A 23,182-nucleotide genomic window follows, 5' to 3' on the forward strand; every position below is an offset into this window, starting at 1 on the left:
ATCCCCACCCTTGAGGTTATTAACCTCAAGGGTGGGGATTTTTTTAGCAGTAATCTAGATGAGAAAAGTTGCAAGTTAAATCTTTAAACTGCAGGATAAAGATTTTAATTACCTAGAGAAGAGTTCTTGATTCCAAAACTGTTTGCTTACTTCTTGAGCAATATTCCTAATCATAGGAACACAAACGCTATTGCCAATGCGTTCATATAATTTACCTTTAGCTCCAACTTTTATAAAATCATCAGGAAACCCCATAAACTTATAGCATTCATTCAGAGTTAGCTTTCTTACTTTACCATTAACATAAATAAAATATCTGCCACTTTGTTCTTGAGAAGCAAGAGTTGGATGGATTCCCTTAGCTGAGTAAATACGGTTTGGTTGTTTATGAACTCGGGAGAGATGTTTGGTTTCAGCTTTTACTCCGATTTTACGGATATTCTTATTGCGATAACCACAGAAAATTAGTCCTGACTTTTGTACTTTGATTTGTTCTTTTGCAAGTAGGGTATATTCACTCTCTTCTAAGTACTCAAAATCACCTTGGGGTTCAAGGAAATTATTCATGGAGTCTACTGGATTATTTTGTACTTGACTAAAGTCAAAGATCTTTCCCCCTTTATGTCCAACTATGATTACTCTTTCTCGGTTCTGAGGGACACCAAAATCTTTTGCATTAAGAACTTGATAAGAAACCGAATAGCCTAGTTCCTTTAAGCTCTTAAGGATAATCGACATGGTATTACCCTTATCATGTTTTTCAAGGTTCTTTACGTTTTCTAAGATAAAAGCGGTAGGTTGCTTTTCCTCTAAGATTCTACAGATATCAAAGAATAAAGTACCTCGACTATCTTCAAAGCCTCGTTGCTTTCCACTAATCGAAAAAGCTTGGCAAGGAAAGCCTGCACATAAGATATCAAAATCAGGTAAGGTGCTAGGGTCGAGTTGAGTAATATCTCCTTTAGGATCTTCTTTAAAATTAGCCTGATACATGGCAATGGCATGAGGATCTATTTCACAACTAAAGACACATTTTGCTCCTATGCTTTCAAGAGCAAGTCTAAAGCCTCCAATCCCCGCAAATAAATCTATAAACTTAAGATTTTTATTCATATTTTTCCTATTGTTTATTTTCAGTTTCCTATTGTTCTTTGAATTTAAGATTTTCTTAAATTTTTAAGTCTTCCTTTCAGAGTATCTTTGCATTTCCGTTATATTTTCATTTCCTTGACTTTTACTTTTTCTAAACTTCGATTTTGGATATTCTTTATTCTTCTCTTAGTAAAGAAATTTTTTGATCAAAGGTAGGTTTTACCTTTGTTGTTCATTAATATCAGAATCAGAGATCCCTAGTCTTCTTAAGCCAATCTGTATATATTCTTCCTGAAATTCAATACTAATACTTCTTCTCCCTAATCTTTGAGCTACTGCACTCGTAGAAAATGTCCCGCCAAAAGGATCTAAGACTAAATCTCCCTGATTGCTACTTGCTTTAATGATTCGTTCGAGTAAAGCTTCAGGTTTTTGTGAGGGATGATTTTCATATTCTGCCATGCGGTATCTCACTCTAGGAAAGTACCAAGTATTTCCTAGCACCTTGGTGCTTTTATAGGGGGTAGGAGTCTTTTTTCGGTAATCTATAAGTTTTCTTTGTGAACCTGTTTTAGCTTCTACTTCTATATCCTGAGCATTAAAGGTATAAGACTTAGGATTTTTTACCGCAAAGAGGATAGGTTCATATAAAGAACCATAATATTTTCTCGCTTGTAGGCCAGAACTATCATAGTGCCAAATAATTCGAGATAAAATGGTCATCCTTTCTCTCAGCCAAATATCTATATAAGGCATGGCTTGAGTACTAGCCATAACGTATAAAGAGCCATGATCTTTGAGTTTGTTTATACACAGCTCTAACCATTGATAACACCATTCTAGATATTCATGTTCTGTTTCCCAGCAATCGTGAAACTTACTAAATCTTTTCCCTATGTTGTATGGAGGATCGGCGAAGATAAGATCTACAGACTTATCTTCAATCTGTTTTAAAGCTTCTAAGCAATCTGCAAAATAAATTTTGCTTAAGGAATTATTAAAAATTTTCATGGTTTTTTTCTAAAAAACTAGGAAGAAATTTAAGAAATTAATTTAAAAATTTATTTAAATCTGCTTCAGAAAGTAGAGGAATTATCTAATTTAGGGTGGTTTAGAGTCCAAAACTACCCTAAAAAGGCATAATTTTTGCTTAAAAAAATGCTATTTTTGACTTTTTGCTTAAGTTTTTGAAAATTAAAGCAAAATAAGGTTTTGGCTTTTTGAATAAAAATCTGTCTACTTTGGAGAGTTTAAAAAAATAATTGTTTGATAAACAGAATAAATATAGAGGATATTGTAAGGTTATAGGTTCATATAGAGCGCTGAAATAAAATTATAAAATGCTAAGTTACGGTTTTTTCGGTATAAAGTGAAAAAGATACCTACACCTATAATGCTATAGTTTGAGGTAAATTTTGTGACTAAGAACTAAGTTTTTTTATGCCTAAGAGCAAGAAAAAGAATGAAGTTCCATAAACTAAGTTCTTGATAATTGGGGCTTATTTTTCTAAATGGCAAATAGAAAAGGTAAAGGGTTTTGAAAGGAAATGCCTAAGCTTAGGCAAGCATTTATTTGTAAAATTTTGATATGAAGAAGAGGTTAATTTGCCTCGTTTTGCGGCGGATTATTTACTGCAAAATAAAAATACTTATTGTACTATAAAGACATAGGAAAGAAAAATAAAAACATAACTAAATATTAATTTTATTTCTTATAAAGAATTATTTTTTAGAACAAAAAATTGTCAGAGTAAAAAATTGTAAATTGCAATGACTAAGCATTTTGATGAGTTCTAGATTGATAGATTTTTGGGATTTTAGAGAATACTAGAATCTAGAACTCATTTTTATCTTTAGCTCTTTTTTGAGAAGATTTACTGATTATTTTGACAAGATTTAAATTAATTTAACTTTACTTAACGAGATTAAACATAGAAGTTAGGATAAGAAAGAGGATTGAGCATAAACCTAACTTAATCTGATTTAACTTAAAGAAGGATTTACTTAACCTAAAAATAGGATTGAGCTTAAATCTAGGTTTAGATTACAAAAGGGATTTACTTTCTTTCTAAAGTAATCTCACTTAAAGTAATCTCACTTAAAGAAACCTCACTTTAATTAATCTTACTTTATTAAACCTAACGGGATTTCTTAAAGCTTTATAAAGAAAGCTTAATACCGAGTTTAACAACAGAGTTTCAACTCAAATCAAACTTCCAAATTAAGTTTAGATTCAAGCTTTATCAACTGGATCTAACAAAAAAAGCAAATTAAAACTTAAAAAATTAAAAACTTTAACAATACTGACTTAACAAACTTAACTAGCCTACAATCTACTCAAGGTTCTTTTGCAATGTGAGAATTAAGAGTAGTAATCTAAGGTATTTAACCTTAATAAGGACAAAATGAAAAAATTATGGCAGGGATTAAGTGCCAAAAGTAAACAAAGACTAGTTTTGGCAGGAGCTATCTTGATTGTATTAGGAGCTATAACTCTAGTAGTATATGAACCGAGTAAACCTGAACTAGAACTAGCCACTCCGCAAACGCAAATAAAAGTTCTCAATACTGAACGTCTTGATGATTTTACGCTTGCCTCTTTGAGTAATACTCTAGATAGACAACAAGAGCAACTCCAAGCTCAGCAACAACAAATTAATCAATTATTACAACAACTCAAAGAACAACAAAGAGCTAGTCTCCCTCCTCCGAGTGAACCTCAAACTCCTAATGATTTACAGTTATGGCAAGAGTTATGGCAAGAACTAGCAGAATTAACTCCGGAGGAACAATGTGCTCGTTACTATGAATTTATCCAAACCTATCCGCATTTGCGCAATCGGGATTTTGAGAGATTAATTCAATTTAATTACGAGCAATGGCAAGGAGGAATCAAACAAGAGAATGTTTTTGCCAGTCAAAGTTTTGATCCTCTCAAAGACTTTTCTTTACCCGAGGGAGATCCTTATCTTGAGACTTATGACTTTGAGTCAGACTATAGCTTAGCTCCCACTTATCAAAGTCCGAGTTTTACTCCCGAACCTCAAGTTCCGAGTCTCCAAATTCGCAGTCTAGAAACTAGCGAGCTTGAGGCTTCGTTAATAAATATACCCTCGGGAGCGGTATTTACCGGAACCTTGGTTACCGGAGTTGACGCTCCGACCACTGATGGAGCTAAAGCTGATCCTTATCCAGTGTTAGTGAGACTAGATAATTTGGATTTTTTACCCAATAGTTATCAAGTGGATTTGGAATCCTGCTTTGTTCTCTTGAGTTCCTATGGAGATATAAGTTCCCATCGAGCTTTTATGCGCCTGCAAACTCTTTCGTGCATTAATCAGCAAGGTTATATTCTTGAAGGAGAAATCAAAGGTTATGCTGTAGGCTCAGATGGTAAATTAGGGGTGGCAGGACGCCTTGTAAGTAAACAAGGAGCAGTGATTGCCAAAAGCTTAGCGATAGGATTTTTACAAGGAGTGAGTGAAGCCTTTGCTAGTCCGAATGTGATTATTCCGAATTACGGAACTAATCCGAGTTTAGGGGATGCAGGACTAGGTGGGAGTTTACAAGGAACTTCACGAGCTTTAGATAGGATTGCTAACTTTTATCTGAGTTTAGCTAATAAAATGTTTCCGTTAATAGAGGTACAGGCTGGTACCAAGGTAGACTTAATCGTTACCGCTCCTATTGCTCTTGGAGTTTCCGAACGGAAGATTCAAGCAGAACCTTTAGGGCAAAGCCAGTCTCAACCCCAAAAACTAAATCCACAAACTTGGCAAAGTATTGAGTAATCCTATGAAAAAACTAATTTTGGTGCTAGGAGGTGCAGGGTTGTTGAGTAGTTGTACTGCTTTAGATATAGGACATAATCAGTTTTATTGTCAAGAGCAAGGGGTTACTTGCGTAAGTGCTTCAACTTACTTACAACAAAATCCGAAACCGGTAGTTTATAGTCAACTTCCGCATACCTCTCAGACCCCAGTATTGTTATCAGCGAGTCCTGACCTCGAACAATATTTACAAATTTGGTTTGCTCCCTACAAACTTGGAGAGCAAGTCTACCCTAGTCAGATATTATTAATTCCCTATATTCATTAAGGTCTTTAATTAAGATTTGGAGCAATAAAAGTTTTAATTTTCATGTAATAACCGAGATCCTATGAATAAAAAAATCATTTATCCTGCTCTTGTAGCCTGCTCACTATACTTTCTTTCTCATGAGAGTGCCCTTGCTGTTTCTCAAACTACGGTTGCTCCTGGAGGAGGTGGTGGCGGTTCGGGATTACAAGGCAAAGCAGATGTTTTTAATCCTTTATACAAAACTCTAGTTGCTTGGACTGATGGTCCTTTAGGTAAGTTTATTGCCTTGCTCGCAATTATTATTGGTATAGCAGCGGGGATTATGCGTCAAAGTTTAACCGCTGTGGTGATTGGCTTAGGAGCTGCAATTATCTTTGCCAATGCGCCAACCATTATAGATGCGATTATGGGTACGACCCAAGGTCAAGCAAGCCTAGAACTTTATGATTTCTGGCAATTATAAGCGTTAAAGCTTTAGCTATTCGTGTATGCTGGAGCTTGTATTTTCTCTCGTGCTTATTTAGTTAGTTTTACTAGTAAATAAGGTTAGTCTTTAACTTACGCAAGGATAAATCTAGCAAAGTAATTAACTCTTACTTTGTTTGATTTAGCTGCCAAGAATTAAAAGCTAAATTTAGGTGGGAGGTAAATGTTTTTAAGGAGCTTTACAAGCTCTGAGTATACTTTTACCTCTCCTCGGAGAAAATACAAAATCTCCAGCCCTTTTTTCTTGAGTGAGTAACCTAGGATTTTTTATACATTTTTTGTTACTCACTTTTTTGCTACCGTGAATGCTCAAGCTTGTAATTTGTCAGCTCTATCTCTAGCTTAAAGTCTCAATAAGATCTCGAGAAAGATATACTAGCAAGAGGCTTAAGAAGTCTTTTGTGTCGTAACCCTTACTTGAGTCGAGGTAGAACTGAGGTTTTTTAGTAACGCCTCTAAAGAATTGGAAGTTACAAGCTTTGCATTTTTTTGAGGCAAATTACAAGCTTTGAGCTCTTTTTGAGGACAAGTATGCAAGCATTTGCCGAACATTTAGATGTCCAAGCTTATGATGAAGCTACCGGAGCTTTTATTTGCTCTTCGGGCTATATAGGTTATCTATGGCAGTGTGAACCTCTGTGTGGAGTAAATTCGGATCTCGAAAGCCAAATTCATGGGATGTTACAGTTAGATTTGCCTGAAAACAGTTTTTTGAGTTTTACGCTCGTGGCTGATGATAATCTCGAAACTTATATCAACGAATTTGCCCGCTTACGCCCTCAAGCTCAGGAACAAACAGCAAGACGTTTAGAGTTTTTACGTAATCTGCAAGAAAAGTCCTCCGATAGTCAAGCTCCTTGCAACCTCCGTAATTATATTCTTCTTGTTGGACTCAAACTAGCTCATAAGGGAACTATTACTCCGGAATTACTAGCGGATTATGGACAATATGCAGCTCAAACTCAACAGGCTTTGGCAAGTATTTTTGGGGGAGTACATAAGCTCAATGATCGTGAATATCTTTTTTGCTTGCGTAATCTTCTGTATAGTAAAGTCTACCAAGAGTTAGCTCAAAGAGATCCTTGTTTTAGTTTTTATGATCCTCAGCAAACGCTGGCTAATCAAGTGTTAAGTACGAGTAAAAGCATAAATCTCTACAAAAACTGCTTAGAACTGGATGAGCAACTGGTACAAGTATTTACCCCTTTGGAAATTCCTGAAGAATTTGCTTGTGGACAGGCAATGAGTTATTTAGGAGATCTCTATACGGGAATAACTCCTCTAACCCAAAAGTTCTTTTTAACTTGTACTCTCTTTTTTGCTAAGCAACTTAGTAGTCGTACCTTGCTCGAAACCAAACGTAACTATACCTTACGTCAACTTAGCGGTCCTTTAGCAAGATTTGTTCCTCGTTTAGCTCAAACAGCTCAAGCTTTTGAGGTGTTATTAAATGATCTCAATAACGGAGATAAGATTGTTAAGTTAACTTGGACTTTGGTGGCTTGGTTACCGCCTGAAGTTACCTATGCCGAGAGTTTAAGAGCAAGTGCAAATTCAACTGAGTTCAGTCAAGCTTTAACGAGTGCCGATCGTGAATTCTTACGTAAAGTTAAAGTTGCCTTACCTCCTCGCAAGCAGGTCTCTCCGCCCGTTTATCAAGTAGGAAGTAAAATAGCCTTGGCTCAAGCCTTTGCGGTTAAAGTAAAATCTTACTTTCAGACTTTGGGTTGGTTGTTGGATTATGAAAGTCAAGTGCAGTTACCGGTGTTGCTCAATGCCTTACCTTTAAATCAAGATCAGCAAGCTCGGAGTTTTTTACAACGTGAGAGAACCATGAGTACGACCCAGGCGAGCGTGTGTTTACCCTTGTTTGCCGAATGGAAAGCTTGTCCAACGCCTATGCTTCCTTTGCTTAGTCGCACTGGACAGATTATGAATCTTGATTTGTTTGCTTCGCAAACCAATTTTAATGGGTGTATTGATGCCCAATCGGGGTCGGGTAAATCCTTTTTGGTCAATGAAATGGTAGCCAATCTCTTAGCCACGGGAGCAAGATGTTGGATTATTGATATAGGTCGCTCTTATAAAAAGCTTGCTCAAGTCTATGGTGGTGAGTTTGTCGAGTTTACGGTTGAAGCTGATATCAATATCAATCCCTTTTCTTTAATGCAAAATTATGAGCAAGATGCAGATATAGTTTTTACTTTAATTCAAGCCATGCTCTCGCCAAAGGATCTCCTCAGTGAGTTTCAAGCCAATGCAGTTAAGCAAATGATTAAAGATCTGTGGGAAACCCATGGTCAAGAGTTGAGTATAGATCTCTTAGCTCAAGCCTTGCAAACCCAAGAAGATAAAAGACTGCAAGATCTTGCGGTGCAAATCTATCCCTTTACTAGTCGTGGAGCCTATGGCTGTTACTTTAAGTCTCAAGCCCGAAATATGTCCAAACTTTTACAAGACCTAGCTCAAGGACAAGCGGGATTAGTAGTTCTCGAACTCGAAGAGCTTTCAGGACGTAAGGATTTACAGCAACTTGTACTCTTACAATTAATCTTTGCGGTTAATCAACAAATGGTACAAGGAGCAAAAGAGCAACAAAAGGTACTGTTTATTGATGAGGCTTGGGATCTCTTGGCTTCCCCAACCATTGCTTATTTTATTGAAACGGGCTATCGCCGTTTCCGCAAATATAATGGAGCTGTAGTTACTATTACCCAATCCATTGAAGACCTTTATACTACCGCTTCTGGACGAGCCATAGCCACTAATTCGGCTAATTATTTTCTCCTTGCCCAAAAAGCTGAGACCATTAAGCAACTGCTTAATCAGGATAAATTAGTTTTAGATGCCCATGCGATTCGGCAAATAACCTCCCTTAAAACAAGAAAAGGACACTATTCAGAAATTTTTCTGTTAACTGATTATGGAGCGGGAGTAGGACGGCTCATGGTCGATGCCAAAACGCAACTTTTGTATTCTACCAATGCCGTAGACCTCGCTGCTTTAAATCGCTTACAAGAGTTGTATGCTTGTGATCTATGGCAAGCGATTGAACTCTTACTTGCTTACAAACAGGAGGAAGCTCATGCCTTTACGTAAGCTTTCACGTTATATTGATGAACCGGTATATTTTTTACTTTGGCCTTTGCCTGAAGCCATTCCCATTTTAAGTGGGATTAGCTTAGGAGCCTATTTTGGTTATCTGTGGTTTTGGGCAGGACTGGGATTTTTGTTAAGCTACTTATTACGTAAGTATAATCGTCGCCTTAAAGCCAATTACCTCGGACACTTCTTTTACTACTATGGTTTGCTTCCCTTAAAAGCCTTTAGTGTACCTAATCCTTTTGTTTTACGGTTTACTTATGGAGGACGAGAGGATGAAATTTAAGCAATGGCAAACCCAAGTTAAACGCCTCAAAAGTCATACCAGTTTACTTTTGTTAACTAACTTGGTCTTAGGCATAAGTTTGGCTTTGAGTATTTATTGGCAGGCTACCAGCAAACCCCTGATTATAGTCCAACCCATGGTAGCTCACGACAAACTCGAACTTAAAGCTCAGAGTTTGACGCGGAGCTATGCGGTAAGCTTTGCTACTTCTATGGCAATTTTATTGGGAAATGTTACCGCAGACAATGGACTTTTTGTGTTAGAAAGTATTAGTCAATATGTTGCTCCCGATTACTATGCCCAGTTTCGCAAGCAACTGGTTGCGGATATGCAAAGACTCAAAGAAAAACGCATGGATATGACCTTTGTCATTACTCAAGCTTACTTTTATGAAACAAGTCAAGAGGTAGTGGTTGAGGGTATTGCGACGATTATAGATGCTGCCGGTAATCGCTTGCAAAATCCGCATCAATTTCGCATGCGTCTTGATTTAGTAGACTATGTGCCGAGAATTCGTCAATTGCAAAGTCTGTCTTTAGCTAAGGATTAATGATGATAAGATCCCTACTTTTTCTTCTTTTAGGTTTAAACTCTTGGAGTATGGCGAGCCAGCCCTTGGTATTTAAAGCTAGCGAACTCAAGCAAATCCAAACTAGTAGTCAGTTGATAGTGGCAAAGTTGGCTCATAACTATCCTCTCCCTATAGCTTTAGGACAGTTAAATAGTTTTAGTTTTCCTTTTGCACAAATTACCGTGGATACTACTGACGCCCAAGTGCAAATGCTCGCCCGAGGAGCAAACTTACTCTTAGCGACAGCGAGTGAGAACTCCATTAATTTGGTTGTAAGAGATAAACAAGAACCGCAAAGGTTTATTCTTTTAACTTTAGAGCCTCGTAAGCTTAAATTAGCTCCAAGTTATCAGTTTCTCATTCCTCAACTCTTGCGCGAGCAACAACTACTGCAACAAACTCAATTAAGCAGTAGTACTTATCTTGCCCAATTAGCAAGTTTATTACGGGCGAGCGTGGAGCAACTCCAACAGGGTAAGGTTTTTGTTCGGGGGAGCGAGAGCTATAGTGAGCAGAATTTTCTTTATACCCAAGTTCCTCTGAGTCCAGATAATCTGACTTTACTTGAGTTGAGTAAACTCCAAAGTTATGCTCCGTTGACTTGTGGGCAAGGGCAATTACAAGTGAGCAAGATTCGCGAGTTTCAACCACAAAATCCCTATTATGCAGGGATTCAAATTAAATCCTTTTGGCTCGAAAACATTAGTGGAACCCCTCTAGTGTGGCAAGCTTCCTTGTGTACTCAACCTAATGTGTTGGCGGCCGTACTTTTGAGTCAGGCAACTTTATATCCGGCTGCTAAGGCTAAGGTGGTGCTTCTTGAACAAGTATCTTACTAAAGCTTGGGGAGTTAAGCTGTTGCTTTGCCTAGGGGTTGCATTAGGTGGTTATCTTCTCTTACCTTACCTTATAAACTTTTCTTTAGATAATCAAGTAAAGACTTCGATTCAAAGTTATAGATACTATTGGTCAAGTCGCTTACTTAAGATCGAGGCAGAGGGGAGTTTAAGTAGCTATCGCTTTGCTTATCAAAATTTATCCCCCGCACAACAAGAGCAAATGCGTCTCTACAGTAAAAAGCTACAAAATACCCCTGACTATTTTAGGCAACTTAATCTTTGGTTACAACAACAAAAACCAGCAAGTAGCTATTTGATTGCTGGTAACCCTTATCGTCCAGGAGATCCCCAAACCGCTTATGGGAAACGAGGTGCAAATTTAACTTTGTTGCAACCACAAAGACCTACAACTCCCAGTTTACCCACAAGTTATTTACCTAAACTTTTATTACCTACTTTAAACGCTACGGAAGTCAATCGAGCAGCTTTTGCTCAAGCTAAACTCTATATTTTTTTCAATCAAGGCTTAATTAAAAATCTCCCCTCGCAACAAAAATTTGTCAAATTTGCTTTGGGTTATCCCTTTGATTGGGTAGATATAACTTTAGAGGGGTTGTTTATTAATGGCATTTTTATTAAAGAATTACCGCTAGAGATAAGCCAAGCTCTTGAGCAACTTCCGTGGCAAAAACGAAGATTATATTTGCAAGCTGACCAATATTGGTTTGCTGGAGATACTTTAGAAAGTATTGATAGCCTCTATTTTGGAGCAGTAAATGCAAAGCTAATTTTCTCAGGAGTGTTCTATGCCCATTAGGGTATAAATGCTCTCAATTAAACTATAAGTGAGGACATTATGCCTTCCTTAAATCACATTTCTTATAGACCAAATGCAGATCAGCAAAGATCCCAACTGGAAAAAATAAAAAATCAAGCTTTAAAAATTATTCAACAAGAAATTAAACTTAATACCCAAATAGTTAAACAACTAAATGCCTATGAGCAGATCTTGATTCCATTGCTTGAACTTAGTTGTCGTCTGCTTGAACTAAAGTATAGCTCGGTAGATGCCAAGCAGAGTATAGTCCAAGCTTTCTTTGCTAATCACAAAATTCACTTTCAAGATCAAACTAAAGTTCTAGCCTTGCTTAATCTCTTGCTCGCTTATAGTCGAGATCATTTATTTCTCTTTCAAGCTCAAGATCCTCAATTAGGCTATTGCCGGAACAAAGATTTTTTAGCGAGCTGTTGGCAAGAAAACATTAAACAGGTGCAACATCGTCTTAAAGAGACCATGCAACTTGAAGCTGTGCATCAACTCGAAGCCGAATCTTTATTAGCCGAGGTTGGAATCTTGAGGCAAAGCAAAGCGCAATCTCAAGAGTTTACCCAAAAGTGTTTGGAACTTTTTGTGAATCTCAAAGGGAGTCCTCTTGAAAGTGCCAAGCTTAAACAAAGGGTAATTAATTATACGCATATTCTTTTGAGTCAAAGTCATTTGAGCTTTTTAACCAATTTAGGAGCTTGGAATGACAAACAACAAAAAAGCAAAACTCCTTCAACTAAAAAAAGCAAAGAACCCCAAGAGGTACGTGAGATTTTAGTGGCTTGGTCGCCTGAGCGTAAGTTTATTTACTTTATTGGTTGTATCTTACTTAACTTTAGTGCTGAACAAAATTATCTCTATCAACAATTGCAACAAGAAAGTAAGGAACAGTTTTTAGCTTTTATCTTGGAAGAGCACTTTAAAAGATATGAAGCTTCGCTAGAGCAACAGCAACAAGAGCTAGCTTCTTGTCGAGAGGTGTTGTTAGAGGAGAAAGCAAGGCTAGACAAGGCTTTAAAGAGCCTTAAGCAAGCTGATATTTTTACTTATTTACTTAGTAAATCCGTCCCGAAAAAACCTGTAGCTCCTTTTAAAGAAAAGTACTCGGGGAAAAAACAAGATAATTTCTTTTTGCAAGCTGAGTATTTACAACAACAGCAACATATTGGCGGACAAGGAAAAACTCGCAAGCATTTTTTCTGGCATCAGCTTTCTTGTTTTGATTATTTGCAGTGCTTTGTTGCTTTATTTACGCGAAGGCTTGAGAGAAGAGTTGAGCAAGGCTTGGCTTATAGTTATCTCTTTAAATTAACTCTGAGTCAATTGATTATTAAATCTAAACCCTTAGTTGCCAAGTTGCAGTTTTCTATGTATAAGCGCTTTAGAAAGTGTTTTTTGTATTTGCGGATAATTACGGTGAAGTTAAGGAAAAACTCCTATTTAAAGGCAATCTACGGATTTATTCACTGGATTAAAAGTAAATATAAGGAGCATATGGAGTACTACTTTAAAAAAGCTTTAGGGTTTATTTGTTGGCGGAGAAAAAAAGTGGCTGATAAAGCTAAGCTCGGTAAAGCTGAGATTAAAGGGCAAGTAGAAGCAAGCTGAGGTGGTTATGAAAAAGTTAATCATTCTTGGATTTTGCTTGGTTTGGGGCGTGAGTTTAAGTAGTGCTAAAGAAATCAAGGCTAGCTATTTTTGGCAAATTTTAGTCTCGCAATCCTTACCGGATCAAAGTTTGGCCAATATTTTTCGTTATAGCCTAGAACAGAAGATCCCTTTAGTATTCCCTGGCGTACTCCATGAAAACTGGAGTCAAGGGATTGTGGAGTTGCAACAAAGAGTAGCTCGAATTGTGGCTCAGTATCAACTCGAGCAGGTTCCGGAAATAAGTATAGATCCTCGACCTTTTGGAAGTATAAAATTTGCTCAAGTTCCAGCATTAGTCTTATTCCAAAGCCTCAAAAGTACAACTTTGCATGGAAGTTTAAGAGGAGAGCAAATTACCAGTGTTTATGAACAGTACGGTAATCTTTCGCTTGATCTTGCTCAACTCCAAGCTAAAATCTCTTTGCCCACGAATAACTTACAACGCTTAGCTTTAGGCTATCAGCAAAGAGTAAAACTCTACTTACAGCAAGCTCGGCAACCAACTCCCCAAAAACTCGGTCATCCTTTTGGAGCGGGAAGCTATTACTTGCCTTTAGAGCAAGCTCAGGTAGTGAGCCAAGGGCAGGTGTTTAAGATTAGTGAACCGGAGATGCGTAAGCAAGCTCAAACTAAACTTAAGCAGTATTTGCAAGAGCAGGAGTTAACTCCAGCCCGTGCTTGGCTCGAGCCGAGTTTACAAAGCATGCAAAAGGCTAAAGAGCAATTTCTTGCTCCCCAGCAAGGAGTCTTAGAGTTAAGTCAGCAACAACGTTTAGTGTTATTACCTTATCTTTTGCCTACGGCTCAAGCTTTTCCTTTAGAGTTGTGGTTTATTGACCTCAAGCATCGACCTTTAGCTAAGTTTCTTGCTCAGCAAGATCCGAAAAAACTACACCAGTTCTTTCAAGCGGGATCACGGGTGGTCATTCTTACGGGCTTGAGTTGTGCAGAACAAAAGCAGGCTCAGTTGGAGGCTCAGGCTTGCTTTGCCTGGTGGCAAGAGCAACTAGGCGTAAATCTCCACTTAGCTTTACCTGAGTTGTTACGGAGATTTAAGCCTACGGCTTTAACGCGAGTGGCTCATGCTCAAGTTCAAGAACTAAAGCAAAAAAGTTGGTTAGCAAGATTTGGAGAACTAGTAGAAATCGATCTTGTAGCTCAGGAGCTACTGGCTGAAGGAGAGCAACAATTGAGAAACTCAAAGTCAGCTTTAGGGCAAACTTTTGAGGGCAAGAGTCAAGTAACAAATAGCTTAGGGGTCGATAATCAAGGTTTAAATCCTCAAGGAACAGGTAGAAGATACTTGGCAATTATAGATTTTTCCCTTGAAAGTTTTGCCCAATTGCTGGGAGGTAAATCATGAAGTATTCTTTACTTTGTTTAGCTTTGTTCCTTATAAGTGCGAGTCATGCTCAATCTCAAGCTATAGGGAGCTGTAATAGTGCGAATGTGTTATCGGCAAAGCTCTTAACTGATATTTGTTGGGATTGTTTATTTCCGATAAAAATTGCAGGAGCAAGTATTACGGGGCGAGAGCAAAGGGAAGATATTCCTGCAGGAGCGGTATCTAGTCCCGGTTGTGCTTGTCGCCAAAAAGCCGACTTACCTCGAGTAGGTTATACCTTGGGCTTTTGGCAACCGGTACGTTTGGTCGAATTAGTACGTACTCCTGGCTGTATGCTCAGTTTAAATGGTACTAAAACCTCCATTGGGCGTAAGCAACAATTGGGAACGCGAGGAAGCCAAGAGTTAGGGCAAGGGATTAGTTTTTATCATTACCATTTATATTCTTTTCCCTTATTACAGATTCTTGGTTTGTTTAATCGAGATCTTTGCTTTAGTAATGAGTTTAGTAGTATAGATATTCTCTATGCTTCGGAAATAGATCCTAGTTGGAATTATCCTGAAATCGCCCAGCTGGTATTTCCTGAAACTCAATTATTTTCCAATCGAGCATCTGTTGCTACTTGTAGTGCTGATACCCTTGCCAACTTAGGACAAAGAACTAGTAATGGTTTGTTTTGGTGTGCAGGGACTTGGGGAACCTTGTATCCCTTAAGTGGCTTTGAGGTAAGTGTAGGTTCGGGAGCAAGAATTACTTCTTTATTGGCTACTCGTGCTTTAGCAAGCTCTCATCGCCGAGGTTTTGAACCCCAAACCATGGGCAAGGAGTCTTTGTGTCGTTTACAACCAAGTTTTAAGTTTGTTCCCGAGCAGTATAGATTCTCTATGCTTTATCCTATGCCTCAAAACTCTAAGCATCCTATAGGTAAGTCTCCGTTTTTATGGGGAGAGGCTTCGGGAGCCGAAGATGCCGTATATGTAATTTGGCGTTGGCGTGATTGTTGTTCTTCTCTCTTCTTAAAGTAATTGTCTTGGATATTTTTGTAAATATCTCTAGGTGTTTTTGGTCTCTAGGTGTTTCCTAGAGATTTTTTTTGTTGCTTATCTTCTTGGAAAATAGACTTTTAGAGGTATAACCAAAAGAAAACAAACAAATTTTTAGGAACAACACCAAGGCAAGTCCTATTACTTTATTGCCATTGCTCTTTATATAAGCTGGTAATTGAGAACAAGCTAGTAATCGAGAGTAAGAAGGAAAGTGAACTTGCAAGGAAAGGTACAACTAGTGTCGAAGAAGAAATTTAGCTTTAGCCAAGGAGCAAAAGCGGGGTTAGCTGTCTTCTTGGGGAGCTTGTTTTGGGGAACGGCTTATAGTCAAGTCGGGATTGAAAGTAAGCAAGAGGTAAGGCAAATGCAAGTTACCTCTCAAGAGCCAAGTGAAACTCAAGCCTCAAGTCAATTCACAACTATAGAGATCCCGCAAAAGCAAGAGGCAAATTTAACCTTGGAGGCTTTAACGCCCAAGCTTGTCCAGTATTTGCAGTCGGCTTATATGAGAACAGCTCCGGTAATTAATTTTTCCATTTATAATTTACAAGCAGACAAGCTCGAAGACTTTGCTGAGGTTGCAACTTACAATATCAGTACCTCGGTCTATGAACAACCGGGAGTTTTATCTATGCTTGCTCTCAATGCTCAAGAGCAACCTAATTTAGTTTATATGCTCGAGCTCTATCGAGAGCAAGAAGCCTTGCGAGAACAGCAAGCTTCTCCTGAGCATCAACTCTTTACGCAAAGTGTGCAAGAGGGAGAACAAGCTCCATTAACTCAAGTAGCCTTAGAGCCCGAGTTCATTTGGGATCAAGAGTTTGTACAAACGCTTGAGAATCAAGCGCTAATCTATAATTTTGTGGTGAAACAAGAGCAAGGAGATCAATTTAAGCAACAGCTTACTAGTTATTTAGAGAGCTTGAGAAATGAGGCTAAAGATTTATTGGTAATCTATGCTGCCAAAGATCAGGATCATCCCCAAAACTGGTATTTATTTTTGGTGTTTAAAGATCAGTCGGGATATCTTGCTTATCAGCAAAGTCAGCTGGCAGCTGAGTTTAAGCAGCAGGTACAAACTTTATTAACCCGCAATCATTTAATTGTGGTACAACCAATTTTTATGATGACTGCAGGAGTAATGGATCAACCTTATATTCAAGCTTTACCGAAAGTACAGTGATTTAATTTGAGGGGTAAATTTTTGTTTAAGAAAAAACTCTTGCTTTAAATTCTTTGCTTTATAATAAGTTATTTATATGTAGAATAATTTTGCCTCTGACAATAACGGGAGGTTATGGTTGAGGTTCATCGAGAGAAACTAACTTAGCATGTATAATTTTTCATATTATAGTCCTACTCGTATTGAAGTAGGTGAAGGTAAAGAAACCCAAATTGGGCAATATCTGCAAAAATATGCAGTACGCAAAGCTTTAATTGTTTACGGTTCGGAAAGAATTAAAGAAGATCAAACTTATGCTCAGGTAGTCGAGAGCTTGACTGCCCAAGGTATAGCTAATGTAGATTTTGGTGGCTTAGAGTTTGCTTCAGATTTAACCAAAGTGCAAGCTGCGGTTAATCTTGTGAAGAGCCAAGAGGTAGATTGTATTGTAACTATAGGCGGAACTTCGGTATTAGATTACGGTAAAGTTATTGCCTTTGCGAGCTGTACTGAGGAAGACTTTTTAAGTTATGCTAATGACGAGCAACAGCAAATTACCAAAGCTTTACCAATTTTTGCGGTAATGACTTTTACGAGCAAGGGATCTGTAATGAATAATCTTGCAGTAATTTCAGGTCCGCAGTTCAAGGATAAATATGTGTTTGAGGGAGAAGCTTTAATTCCGCAATTAGCGATTATTAATCCGAAATTACAAGTAAGTATTCCGCAAGCAATTTTAATCCGTAGTACTATTAGTTCAATTGTTTTTTCTCTTGAAGGTTATTTAACCGCTGGAGATCATCCTGAGTTTACGGATTCAATTGTGGAAAATAATATACGTACGATTATGCGTACAGCCCAAACTTTAATCGAAGATCCTTACAATCTACGAGCGCATAGTGAGTATGCTTGGGCTTCAGTGTTAACTGCAAATGGAATTACCAATTTTGGAGTCGAAGATCGTCTCATGCCAAACTTTATGTTAGCATTTGCGGTAAATGAAGTTCTTGGCTTACCTTTTGCAGAATGCTTAACTATGGTTGTCCCTGGCTGGATGGACTGGTGGAAGGACTACAAAGAACCTCAATTTGAACGTTTTGCTCAAGAGATTTTTGGTGAGTCTGAAGCAATTATGGGCATTGAAATGCTCAAAATTTGGTTTGAAAAGTTTAATCTACCAACCCAACTGCCACAGTTAGTAGAAGCAGAGTTTACTAAATTAGTAGAAGTAGCCTATGCTTATGCCTGTGAATGGCAAGCAGAAGAAATTTACTCTTATGCGAATTTAAAAGAGATTTTTGAGCGAGCTCAAGGAAAAAATAGTTAAAGAGAGTTTGAGGTTAATATATGCCAAGACCAATGAATTTTGCTTAGAGTTGAGTTAATTAATTTTGCTTGGAGCTAATTCAAGTTTAGTTTAGTTTTAAGCAAGCTTGGCTTTGTATTAATGAGCTACTCTTAGCTTAAATGAAGCAATCTTTTTTTGCTTGTATTTAAAAAAATCACCACAAAAAAGATTTCCCTTTTGCAAGGGGAATCTTTTTTGTTATTTATATTTTTCTGATCATTGCTATAATAATTAGAACATAATATTTTGAGATCATCGATGAGAATAGTGTTAACTTTTTTCCTCCTCGTTTGCTTAGGAGCAAATCAGGGGCAAGCAACCTCTAATGCACAGCGTCCATATTTTGTCCTCAATGAGATTAGCCTGCAAGAGGGAGCTTTAATTAACTGGCAACAGGTAAATAATTATTTAACTGAGCAAGCGGTTACGCAAGAAAATGCTCTAGCGATTTTAACTTTACAAGCAAACCAAGAGCCAAATTTAGTTTTACAGTTTGAAGTTTATCCCAATCTTGAAGCTTACCAAGCTTATCTAGAACATAGTGAATATCAAGAATTTCAAGCCCAAGCTCCAAGTTTACTTACCAATAAACAAACGATTAAATTAGCTCCACAATATATAGTTACGCAAGGACAAGAGATTAGCAATCCTTATGTAGCTTATAGTTATTATCAAGTAGCTACTCCTTATTTAACTGAGTTTAGAGATGGTTTACTCTTGGAGTTAGAAACCGCAGAATCCAAACCTCTGCTAGTTTATGCGGCTAATCGTTTAGATAATCCTCGAGCTTGGTATTTGGTACAAGTATTTGCTGATCTCCAAGCTTATGAGCAATGGCAACAAAGCACTAGTTGGCAAGCTTTTGTTGCTAAAGCTAGTCCAATGTTAGAACAAACAACGGTAATTCCCGTACAGGGCGAACAAATACTTGTTAAAGGTAACTTTAGTTACAATAGTTTAGAAGACTCGACTCCGTTTGTAGAGAAGATTCGTGATTAATCTTCAAATTACTGGTTAATTTATATGAATCAAACTCTCTTGGTATAGCCAAGGGAGTTAAATTTTTGTAAAAGTCCTTTGAACTTTAGTTATAAAGTTTAGAGGACTTTTTCTTTATATAAAGTTATCTCTAGGTATAGCTATAACTACTGTGGCATTGATAATTGAATTTATATTATTTATGAATAGCTAAAACTTTTAATGAGAATCAAGGAGATAGATTTACACTTTTCTGGGATTAATGTTTGGGATTAATTTTATAGTTGTTATGTACTTAGATCAGCTGAAATTAATTAAGTAATAAGATATGAAATAACTTAATACTAATGTTGATAAAAATTGCTCAATTTTGCTCTTTTGAGAGCAAAATTGAAAAAAATTTAAGTTTTTAAAAGGTTTTAGGTACAAAATTTAGATTTTTTGTCAGTTTTATTTAGCAAAGAAATTATTTTTGAGAGGGAGAAGTTTATTTAATCTTCATAAAATTTAATTTAAAAAATTAGAAAATGGTAAGAGAAAATAGTAAAAAAAGTCATAAAGACCCTAAAAGTAGTGTGGGAATGGGGGGGGGTAGCTATTTCTATGAAAAAAATTTATTTATAGGTTTGATCATAGTTGATAAAAATGAGGTGTGTTTGAGATCGATTTTTGATAAAAATTGAGAATGTAAGTTTGAGTCGTAATAACTGATAAAAATAAAAATCTTTACTTATTGATAGGTAAAAGTAATTTTAAGGCAAAGAAAAAATAGGAAGCCTTTATACAGGAGTAAATGTAAATCTTCTTTATTCTCTTACTTTTTAGGGGTCTAAAAATAGTGAACTAAGAGAAGAGTTTCGGATTTGCATTTTTATTTTAAGAAAGAAAAATTGGCTTTAGTAGTATTTACCAAACTATAGAGGGAGATGGCTGTGAAAAAATTGTAATCAATAAGGTTCAATTCAAGAGTATTGGTTCTTTGTTAGGTCTAAATGTATTAGAGTTAAATCTCGGTTTTCTCAGTATAAAGAATGAAAAAGATACCCTGTAAATAGTATAATAGAAGTAAGTATTATTTCTCTAAAGAACTCTTAAATTTTGTAGAAATTATCTACAAAAATTGCGGATAAAGAAATTTACATTTGGCATAAATTTATACTACTCTTTTTTGGATTCAAGATTGTTTAAAGCGCAATTTTGAATGACTTTTTAAAGCAAAATAACATTAGTTTTTTGTTTTGAAGTAAATAACAGTGGCAAAATTTAGAAACAAACTTTTAACAACTTTAGTAAAACTTTCAGTTAAGTTTGTTTTATTAGAGTTTTAATAGATGTTTCTCTTAGCTTGTAATTATGTAATTTAACATGAGGATTTTTTTAATTTTTTTCTTTGTTTCCTTTTGTTACTTGTTACTAAATACTTGTAGATAAAAGATTGAAAAATAATGATTTAGAGAGTTTTTTCTAAGCTTATTTTTCACATTAGAGTAGATAGTAAATAGCTTCTTTGCTAGGAAGCACAGTGAGGCAAAACTGAATAAGTAAAGATTTTACCGATTTTAGTTAAAATTTAAATCTAAAGTTTGATTGGATCTAGAGTTTAAAAATTAACAAAGCGGTAAAACAAGGTAAAATTTAGAACTTTATAACTGGCGATTATTTTGTTCTTTGAGATAAAAGTTTGTTGGCGTTTTAACTTTTATCCAAAATTTACTAAATAAACACTTAGGTCATTGTAAATCGAGAGCTGTTGAAGCTCGAGATTAACAACTCAATAAACTTTACCGAAGTTTTGGAATGTAGAGGCAAACTCAACAATGCCAAAACATAATATATGTTATTAGGGTAGTTAGAGGTAAATTAGATAGGATTGTTTACAACTAGAGATTGAATGCTTCTCTCTAGACTAGCTACCTCTTCTCAACTTAAACGAAATTTAAGATGAGGGCTATATTGAACTATATTTAAAATTAAGATAGGATTTTACTTTGATTTTAGATAATGTTATATAGAGGATTTTATTAAAGGTGATAAAAGTTCAATCTAGTCCTCAAAGTTTAAGATATTGAGAAACAGTGATGGTTTTTATTTGAGATGGATTTTATTTGATTGGTTTATATTATAGGTTTCTAGTTTTTGAGTTAAAATCTTGAGGTATTGCAATACTAAGTAAAAGTTAAAATTTTAACCTTTACTTCTTTCGACACCAATGTAAGTTTACATAATGTAGTAAGTTTACATGCTTTAGATACTTTTGGTTTTTTGCAATATTTTTGAATATTTGAAATTGATTATTTGAAAGTACAGCTAAAAAGTAGAAGGTAATCATCTTATTTGCATTACAACTTACATTGGTGGATTTCTCACTTATCGAGATAGTTCTGTAATTTATTACATCATGAACATGAGTAAGAGTTTAATTCTTTTATTTACCGAGGGGTAGATGAGAGCTTTAGATTATTTCTCTCGAGCAAGCTTAAACTAATACTAATGTAAGAGATTTTTTGGCAAAAATTCTCGAACCCAATGGTTACGAAACATAACCGACAAATACATTTGGACTATAAGTAATTAAAATTTTTAAGTAAGAGTTTATATTGTTGTGAGCAAGATTACAAATTCCCAATGGCATGGAAATTTGTAATCTTGCCTCAGTAACCAAAAGTGAAGTATAAACTTATAAAAAATTAAGTGTAAACTTATAAAAAGTTAAGTTTGATTAAGCACATTTATTATCAAATGATAATAGAGGTTAGAGGCTTTTATCGAATTTATAATCAATAAATTTAGTTTGTAAAGTATTGTTTTTTTAGTTTGTAATTAAAGATTTGGCAACTGTCTTGGTAAGGAAACTTACGAGGACAGTTGAACTATTTTTACTATTTTCCTTCAACTTTTTATTTACAAAACCTTAGATTGTTAAGGTATCTTTTCTTCCCTCCCTTCTCTTCTTTTTCCACGTTAATTTATCTTACAAGAAAGTAGTAGTAATTTGTTAGTTTCTAAGTAATAACAGATTATTATGAATAAAATATATAAACTAAAATTCAACCGTCATACTCTTTCCCTCGACGCTGTTTCTGAACTCGCAACTAGTTGTGTTACCGGTTCAGTGAAGCAAGTAGAAGTTACATCTGAGGTTACTACAAGTAAACAGTTTGGTTTTACGAAAATCAATCGACTGTTAAGTAGTCTTTTAGTCCCAGTAAGTACCTTAGGTGCAGGCATTGCTTACGCTGAAGATCCACGTAGTGGCATGAAAATTATCAACGGGCAAGTTGATATAGTTACTAATGGCTTAGTAACCACAATTAGTAATAGCCACAATGCGATTCTTGAATGGAACAAATTCAACATTAATCATAATGAAATCGTAAAATTTATCCAAGAATCTTCTAATTCAGCCGTGCTCAACCGCGTGCTGGGCGGAAGCGTGTCACAAATTCTTGGGCAATTACAATCTAATGGTAAAGTTTTTATTGTTAACCCTGCGGGGATCGTCTTTGGAGCAACTGCCCAAGTTAATGTGGCAAGTTTAGTTGCTTCAACTCTCGATATTAGCAATGAGGACTTTATCCAGGGTAACTATGTCTTTAATCAAGATAAAGACAAAGCCATTGCTCAAGTTCTTAACCAAGGTTTAATCAAAGTAAATGATGACGGTATCTTAGCTTTAGTAGGGGGACAAGTAGTTAACTCGGGAACTCTTGAAGCGAAAAACGGTACAGTGTACTTACTAGCAGGGCATTCAATTACCATTCAAGACCTTGAAAACCCGTTAATTTCTTACAAAGTTACCGCTGACAATAAAGCGGTAAACCTAGGAGAAATTGTTTCAAAAAGAACTTACCTTTTAGCCAATAAAGTTGCTACCGGCTATACCACGGCTGAACAATTTGCGGATGTAATTTCCAGCCAAGATTCAGCTCGTAAGGCAACCATTACCGCTTCAGGAGAAGTAGTACTTTATGGTGCGAGTGAATCAGAACTTGTACAAGATACCAGTTATAACGATGCTATGTTAACTGCTAACTACACTTGTCAATCAGGTTTAGTGGTAGTGAACGGCACAATTATGACTGCAAATGAAACCGGCAAAGCAGGATCAGTAAATTTATTAGGTGATGTTGTTGCTTTAGAGAATAATGCGGTTGTAAATGCGAGTGGCAACCAAGGTGGTGAAGTTTTTATTGGGGGAGATCTCTCAGGGAAAGGGGAGAAAAAACTTGCTACTAAAACCATTATGCAAACCGAAGCGGTAGTTGATGTTTCTGGTACTGAGGGAGATGCAGGAACGGCGATTGCATGGGGTAATATTGCCTATTTTGACGGAACTTTTTATGCCAAATCTGTCTATGGGGATGGGGGATT

17 protein-coding genes are annotated in these 23,182 nt (G+C 36.3%); 15 read left to right on the forward strand and 2 right to left on the reverse strand.

What is annotated here, in order from left to right:
* Positions 1 to 108: 108 nt before the first annotated feature.
* Together CKF59_RS03110 and yhdJ are read right to left on the reverse strand one after the other, a co-directional pair.
* A complete protein-coding gene (locus tag CKF59_RS03110; RefSeq protein WP_222985538.1) occupies positions 109 to 1,113 on the reverse strand; it encodes a DNA cytosine methyltransferase in 1,005 nt (334 codons plus the stop codon).
* A gap of 198 nt (positions 1,114 to 1,311) precedes the next feature.
* Positions 1,312 to 2,103 carry an adenine-specific DNA-methyltransferase gene (gene yhdJ / locus CKF59_RS03115; protein ID WP_119534523.1) on the reverse strand — a complete coding sequence of 264 codons (792 nt, stop codon included), beginning with the start codon at positions 2,101 to 2,103 and terminating at the stop codon, positions 1,312 to 1,314.
* A gap of 1,394 nt (positions 2,104 to 3,497) precedes the next feature.
* Here yhdJ and CKF59_RS03120 point away from each other — a divergent pair.
* The 15 genes from CKF59_RS03120 to CKF59_RS03190 all read left to right on the forward strand — a co-directional run.
* Positions 3,498 to 4,883: a TraB/VirB10 family protein gene (locus tag CKF59_RS03120; protein ID WP_119534524.1), complete on the forward strand. Its 1,386-nt coding sequence runs from the start codon at positions 3,498 to 3,500 to the stop codon at positions 4,881 to 4,883.
* A 4-nt stretch (positions 4,884 to 4,887) separates the two neighbouring features.
* Positions 4,888 to 5,190 (forward strand): hypothetical protein, encoded by a 303-nt coding sequence (locus tag CKF59_RS03125; protein WP_119534525.1) that lies wholly within the window; start codon positions 4,888 to 4,890, stop codon positions 5,188 to 5,190.
* A gap of 61 nt (positions 5,191 to 5,251) precedes the next feature.
* Positions 5,252 to 5,635 (forward strand): TraA family conjugative transfer protein, encoded by a 384-nt coding sequence (traA, locus tag CKF59_RS03130; RefSeq protein ID WP_119534526.1) that lies wholly within the window; start codon positions 5,252 to 5,254, stop codon positions 5,633 to 5,635.
* Between the two features lie 554 nt (positions 5,636 to 6,189).
* Positions 6,190 to 8,757, forward strand: coding sequence for a TraC family protein (locus CKF59_RS03135; protein ID WP_119534527.1), 2,568 nt, complete (start codon positions 6,190 to 6,192; stop codon positions 8,755 to 8,757).
* Positions 8,744 to 9,046: a type IV conjugative transfer system protein TraL gene (locus CKF59_RS03140; protein WP_222985540.1), complete on the forward strand. Its 303-nt coding sequence runs from the start codon at positions 8,744 to 8,746 to the stop codon at positions 9,044 to 9,046. The genes CKF59_RS03135 and CKF59_RS03140 overlap by 14 nt, the downstream gene beginning before the upstream one ends.
* A complete protein-coding gene (locus CKF59_RS03145; protein ID WP_222985542.1) occupies positions 9,036 to 9,596 on the forward strand; it encodes a type IV conjugative transfer system protein TraE in 561 nt (186 codons plus the stop codon). The genes CKF59_RS03140 and CKF59_RS03145 overlap by 11 nt, the downstream gene beginning before the upstream one ends.
* A gap of 50 nt (positions 9,597 to 9,646) precedes the next feature.
* Positions 9,647 to 10,456: a hypothetical protein gene (locus CKF59_RS03150; protein WP_147397102.1), complete on the forward strand. Its 810-nt coding sequence runs from the start codon at positions 9,647 to 9,649 to the stop codon at positions 10,454 to 10,456.
* On the forward strand, positions 10,437 to 11,273 hold the full coding sequence (locus CKF59_RS03155) for a S26 family signal peptidase (protein ID WP_119534531.1): 837 nt from the start codon (positions 10,437 to 10,439) through the stop codon (positions 11,271 to 11,273). Before CKF59_RS03150 ends, CKF59_RS03155 begins: the two co-directional genes overlap by 20 nt.
* A gap of 39 nt (positions 11,274 to 11,312) precedes the next feature.
* A complete protein-coding gene (locus CKF59_RS03160; RefSeq protein WP_119534532.1) occupies positions 11,313 to 12,890 on the forward strand; it encodes a hypothetical protein in 1,578 nt (525 codons plus the stop codon).
* 7 nt (positions 12,891 to 12,897) lie between these two features.
* On the forward strand, positions 12,898 to 14,295 hold the full coding sequence (locus CKF59_RS03165; RefSeq protein WP_119534533.1) for a TrbC family F-type conjugative pilus assembly protein: 1,398 nt from the start codon (positions 12,898 to 12,900) through the stop codon (positions 14,293 to 14,295).
* Positions 14,292 to 15,302, forward strand: coding sequence for a TraU family protein (locus tag CKF59_RS03170; protein ID WP_119534534.1), 1,011 nt, complete (start codon positions 14,292 to 14,294; stop codon positions 15,300 to 15,302). The genes CKF59_RS03165 and CKF59_RS03170 overlap by 4 nt, the downstream gene beginning before the upstream one ends.
* 259 nt (positions 15,303 to 15,561) lie before the next feature.
* Positions 15,562 to 16,506 (forward strand): antibiotic biosynthesis monooxygenase, encoded by a 945-nt coding sequence (locus tag CKF59_RS03175; RefSeq protein WP_147397103.1) that lies wholly within the window; start codon positions 15,562 to 15,564, stop codon positions 16,504 to 16,506.
* A gap of 148 nt (positions 16,507 to 16,654) precedes the next feature.
* A complete protein-coding gene (locus tag CKF59_RS03180) occupies positions 16,655 to 17,812 on the forward strand; it encodes an iron-containing alcohol dehydrogenase (RefSeq protein ID WP_119534536.1) in 1,158 nt (385 codons plus the stop codon).
* A gap of 288 nt (positions 17,813 to 18,100) precedes the next feature.
* Positions 18,101 to 18,832 carry an antibiotic biosynthesis monooxygenase gene (locus tag CKF59_RS03185; RefSeq protein WP_222985544.1) on the forward strand — a complete coding sequence of 244 codons (732 nt, stop codon included), beginning with the start codon at positions 18,101 to 18,103 and terminating at the stop codon, positions 18,830 to 18,832.
* Positions 18,833 to 21,833: 3,001 nt separating this feature from the next.
* Positions 21,834 to 23,182: two-partner secretion domain-containing protein (locus tag CKF59_RS03190; protein ID WP_119534538.1), on the forward strand; the 1,349-nt coding region annotated here is incomplete at its 3' end.

It is taken from the genome of Psittacicella gerlachiana, assembly GCF_003585965.1.
GTDB lineage: Bacteria > Pseudomonadota > Gammaproteobacteria > Enterobacterales > Psittacicellaceae > Psittacicella > Psittacicella gerlachiana.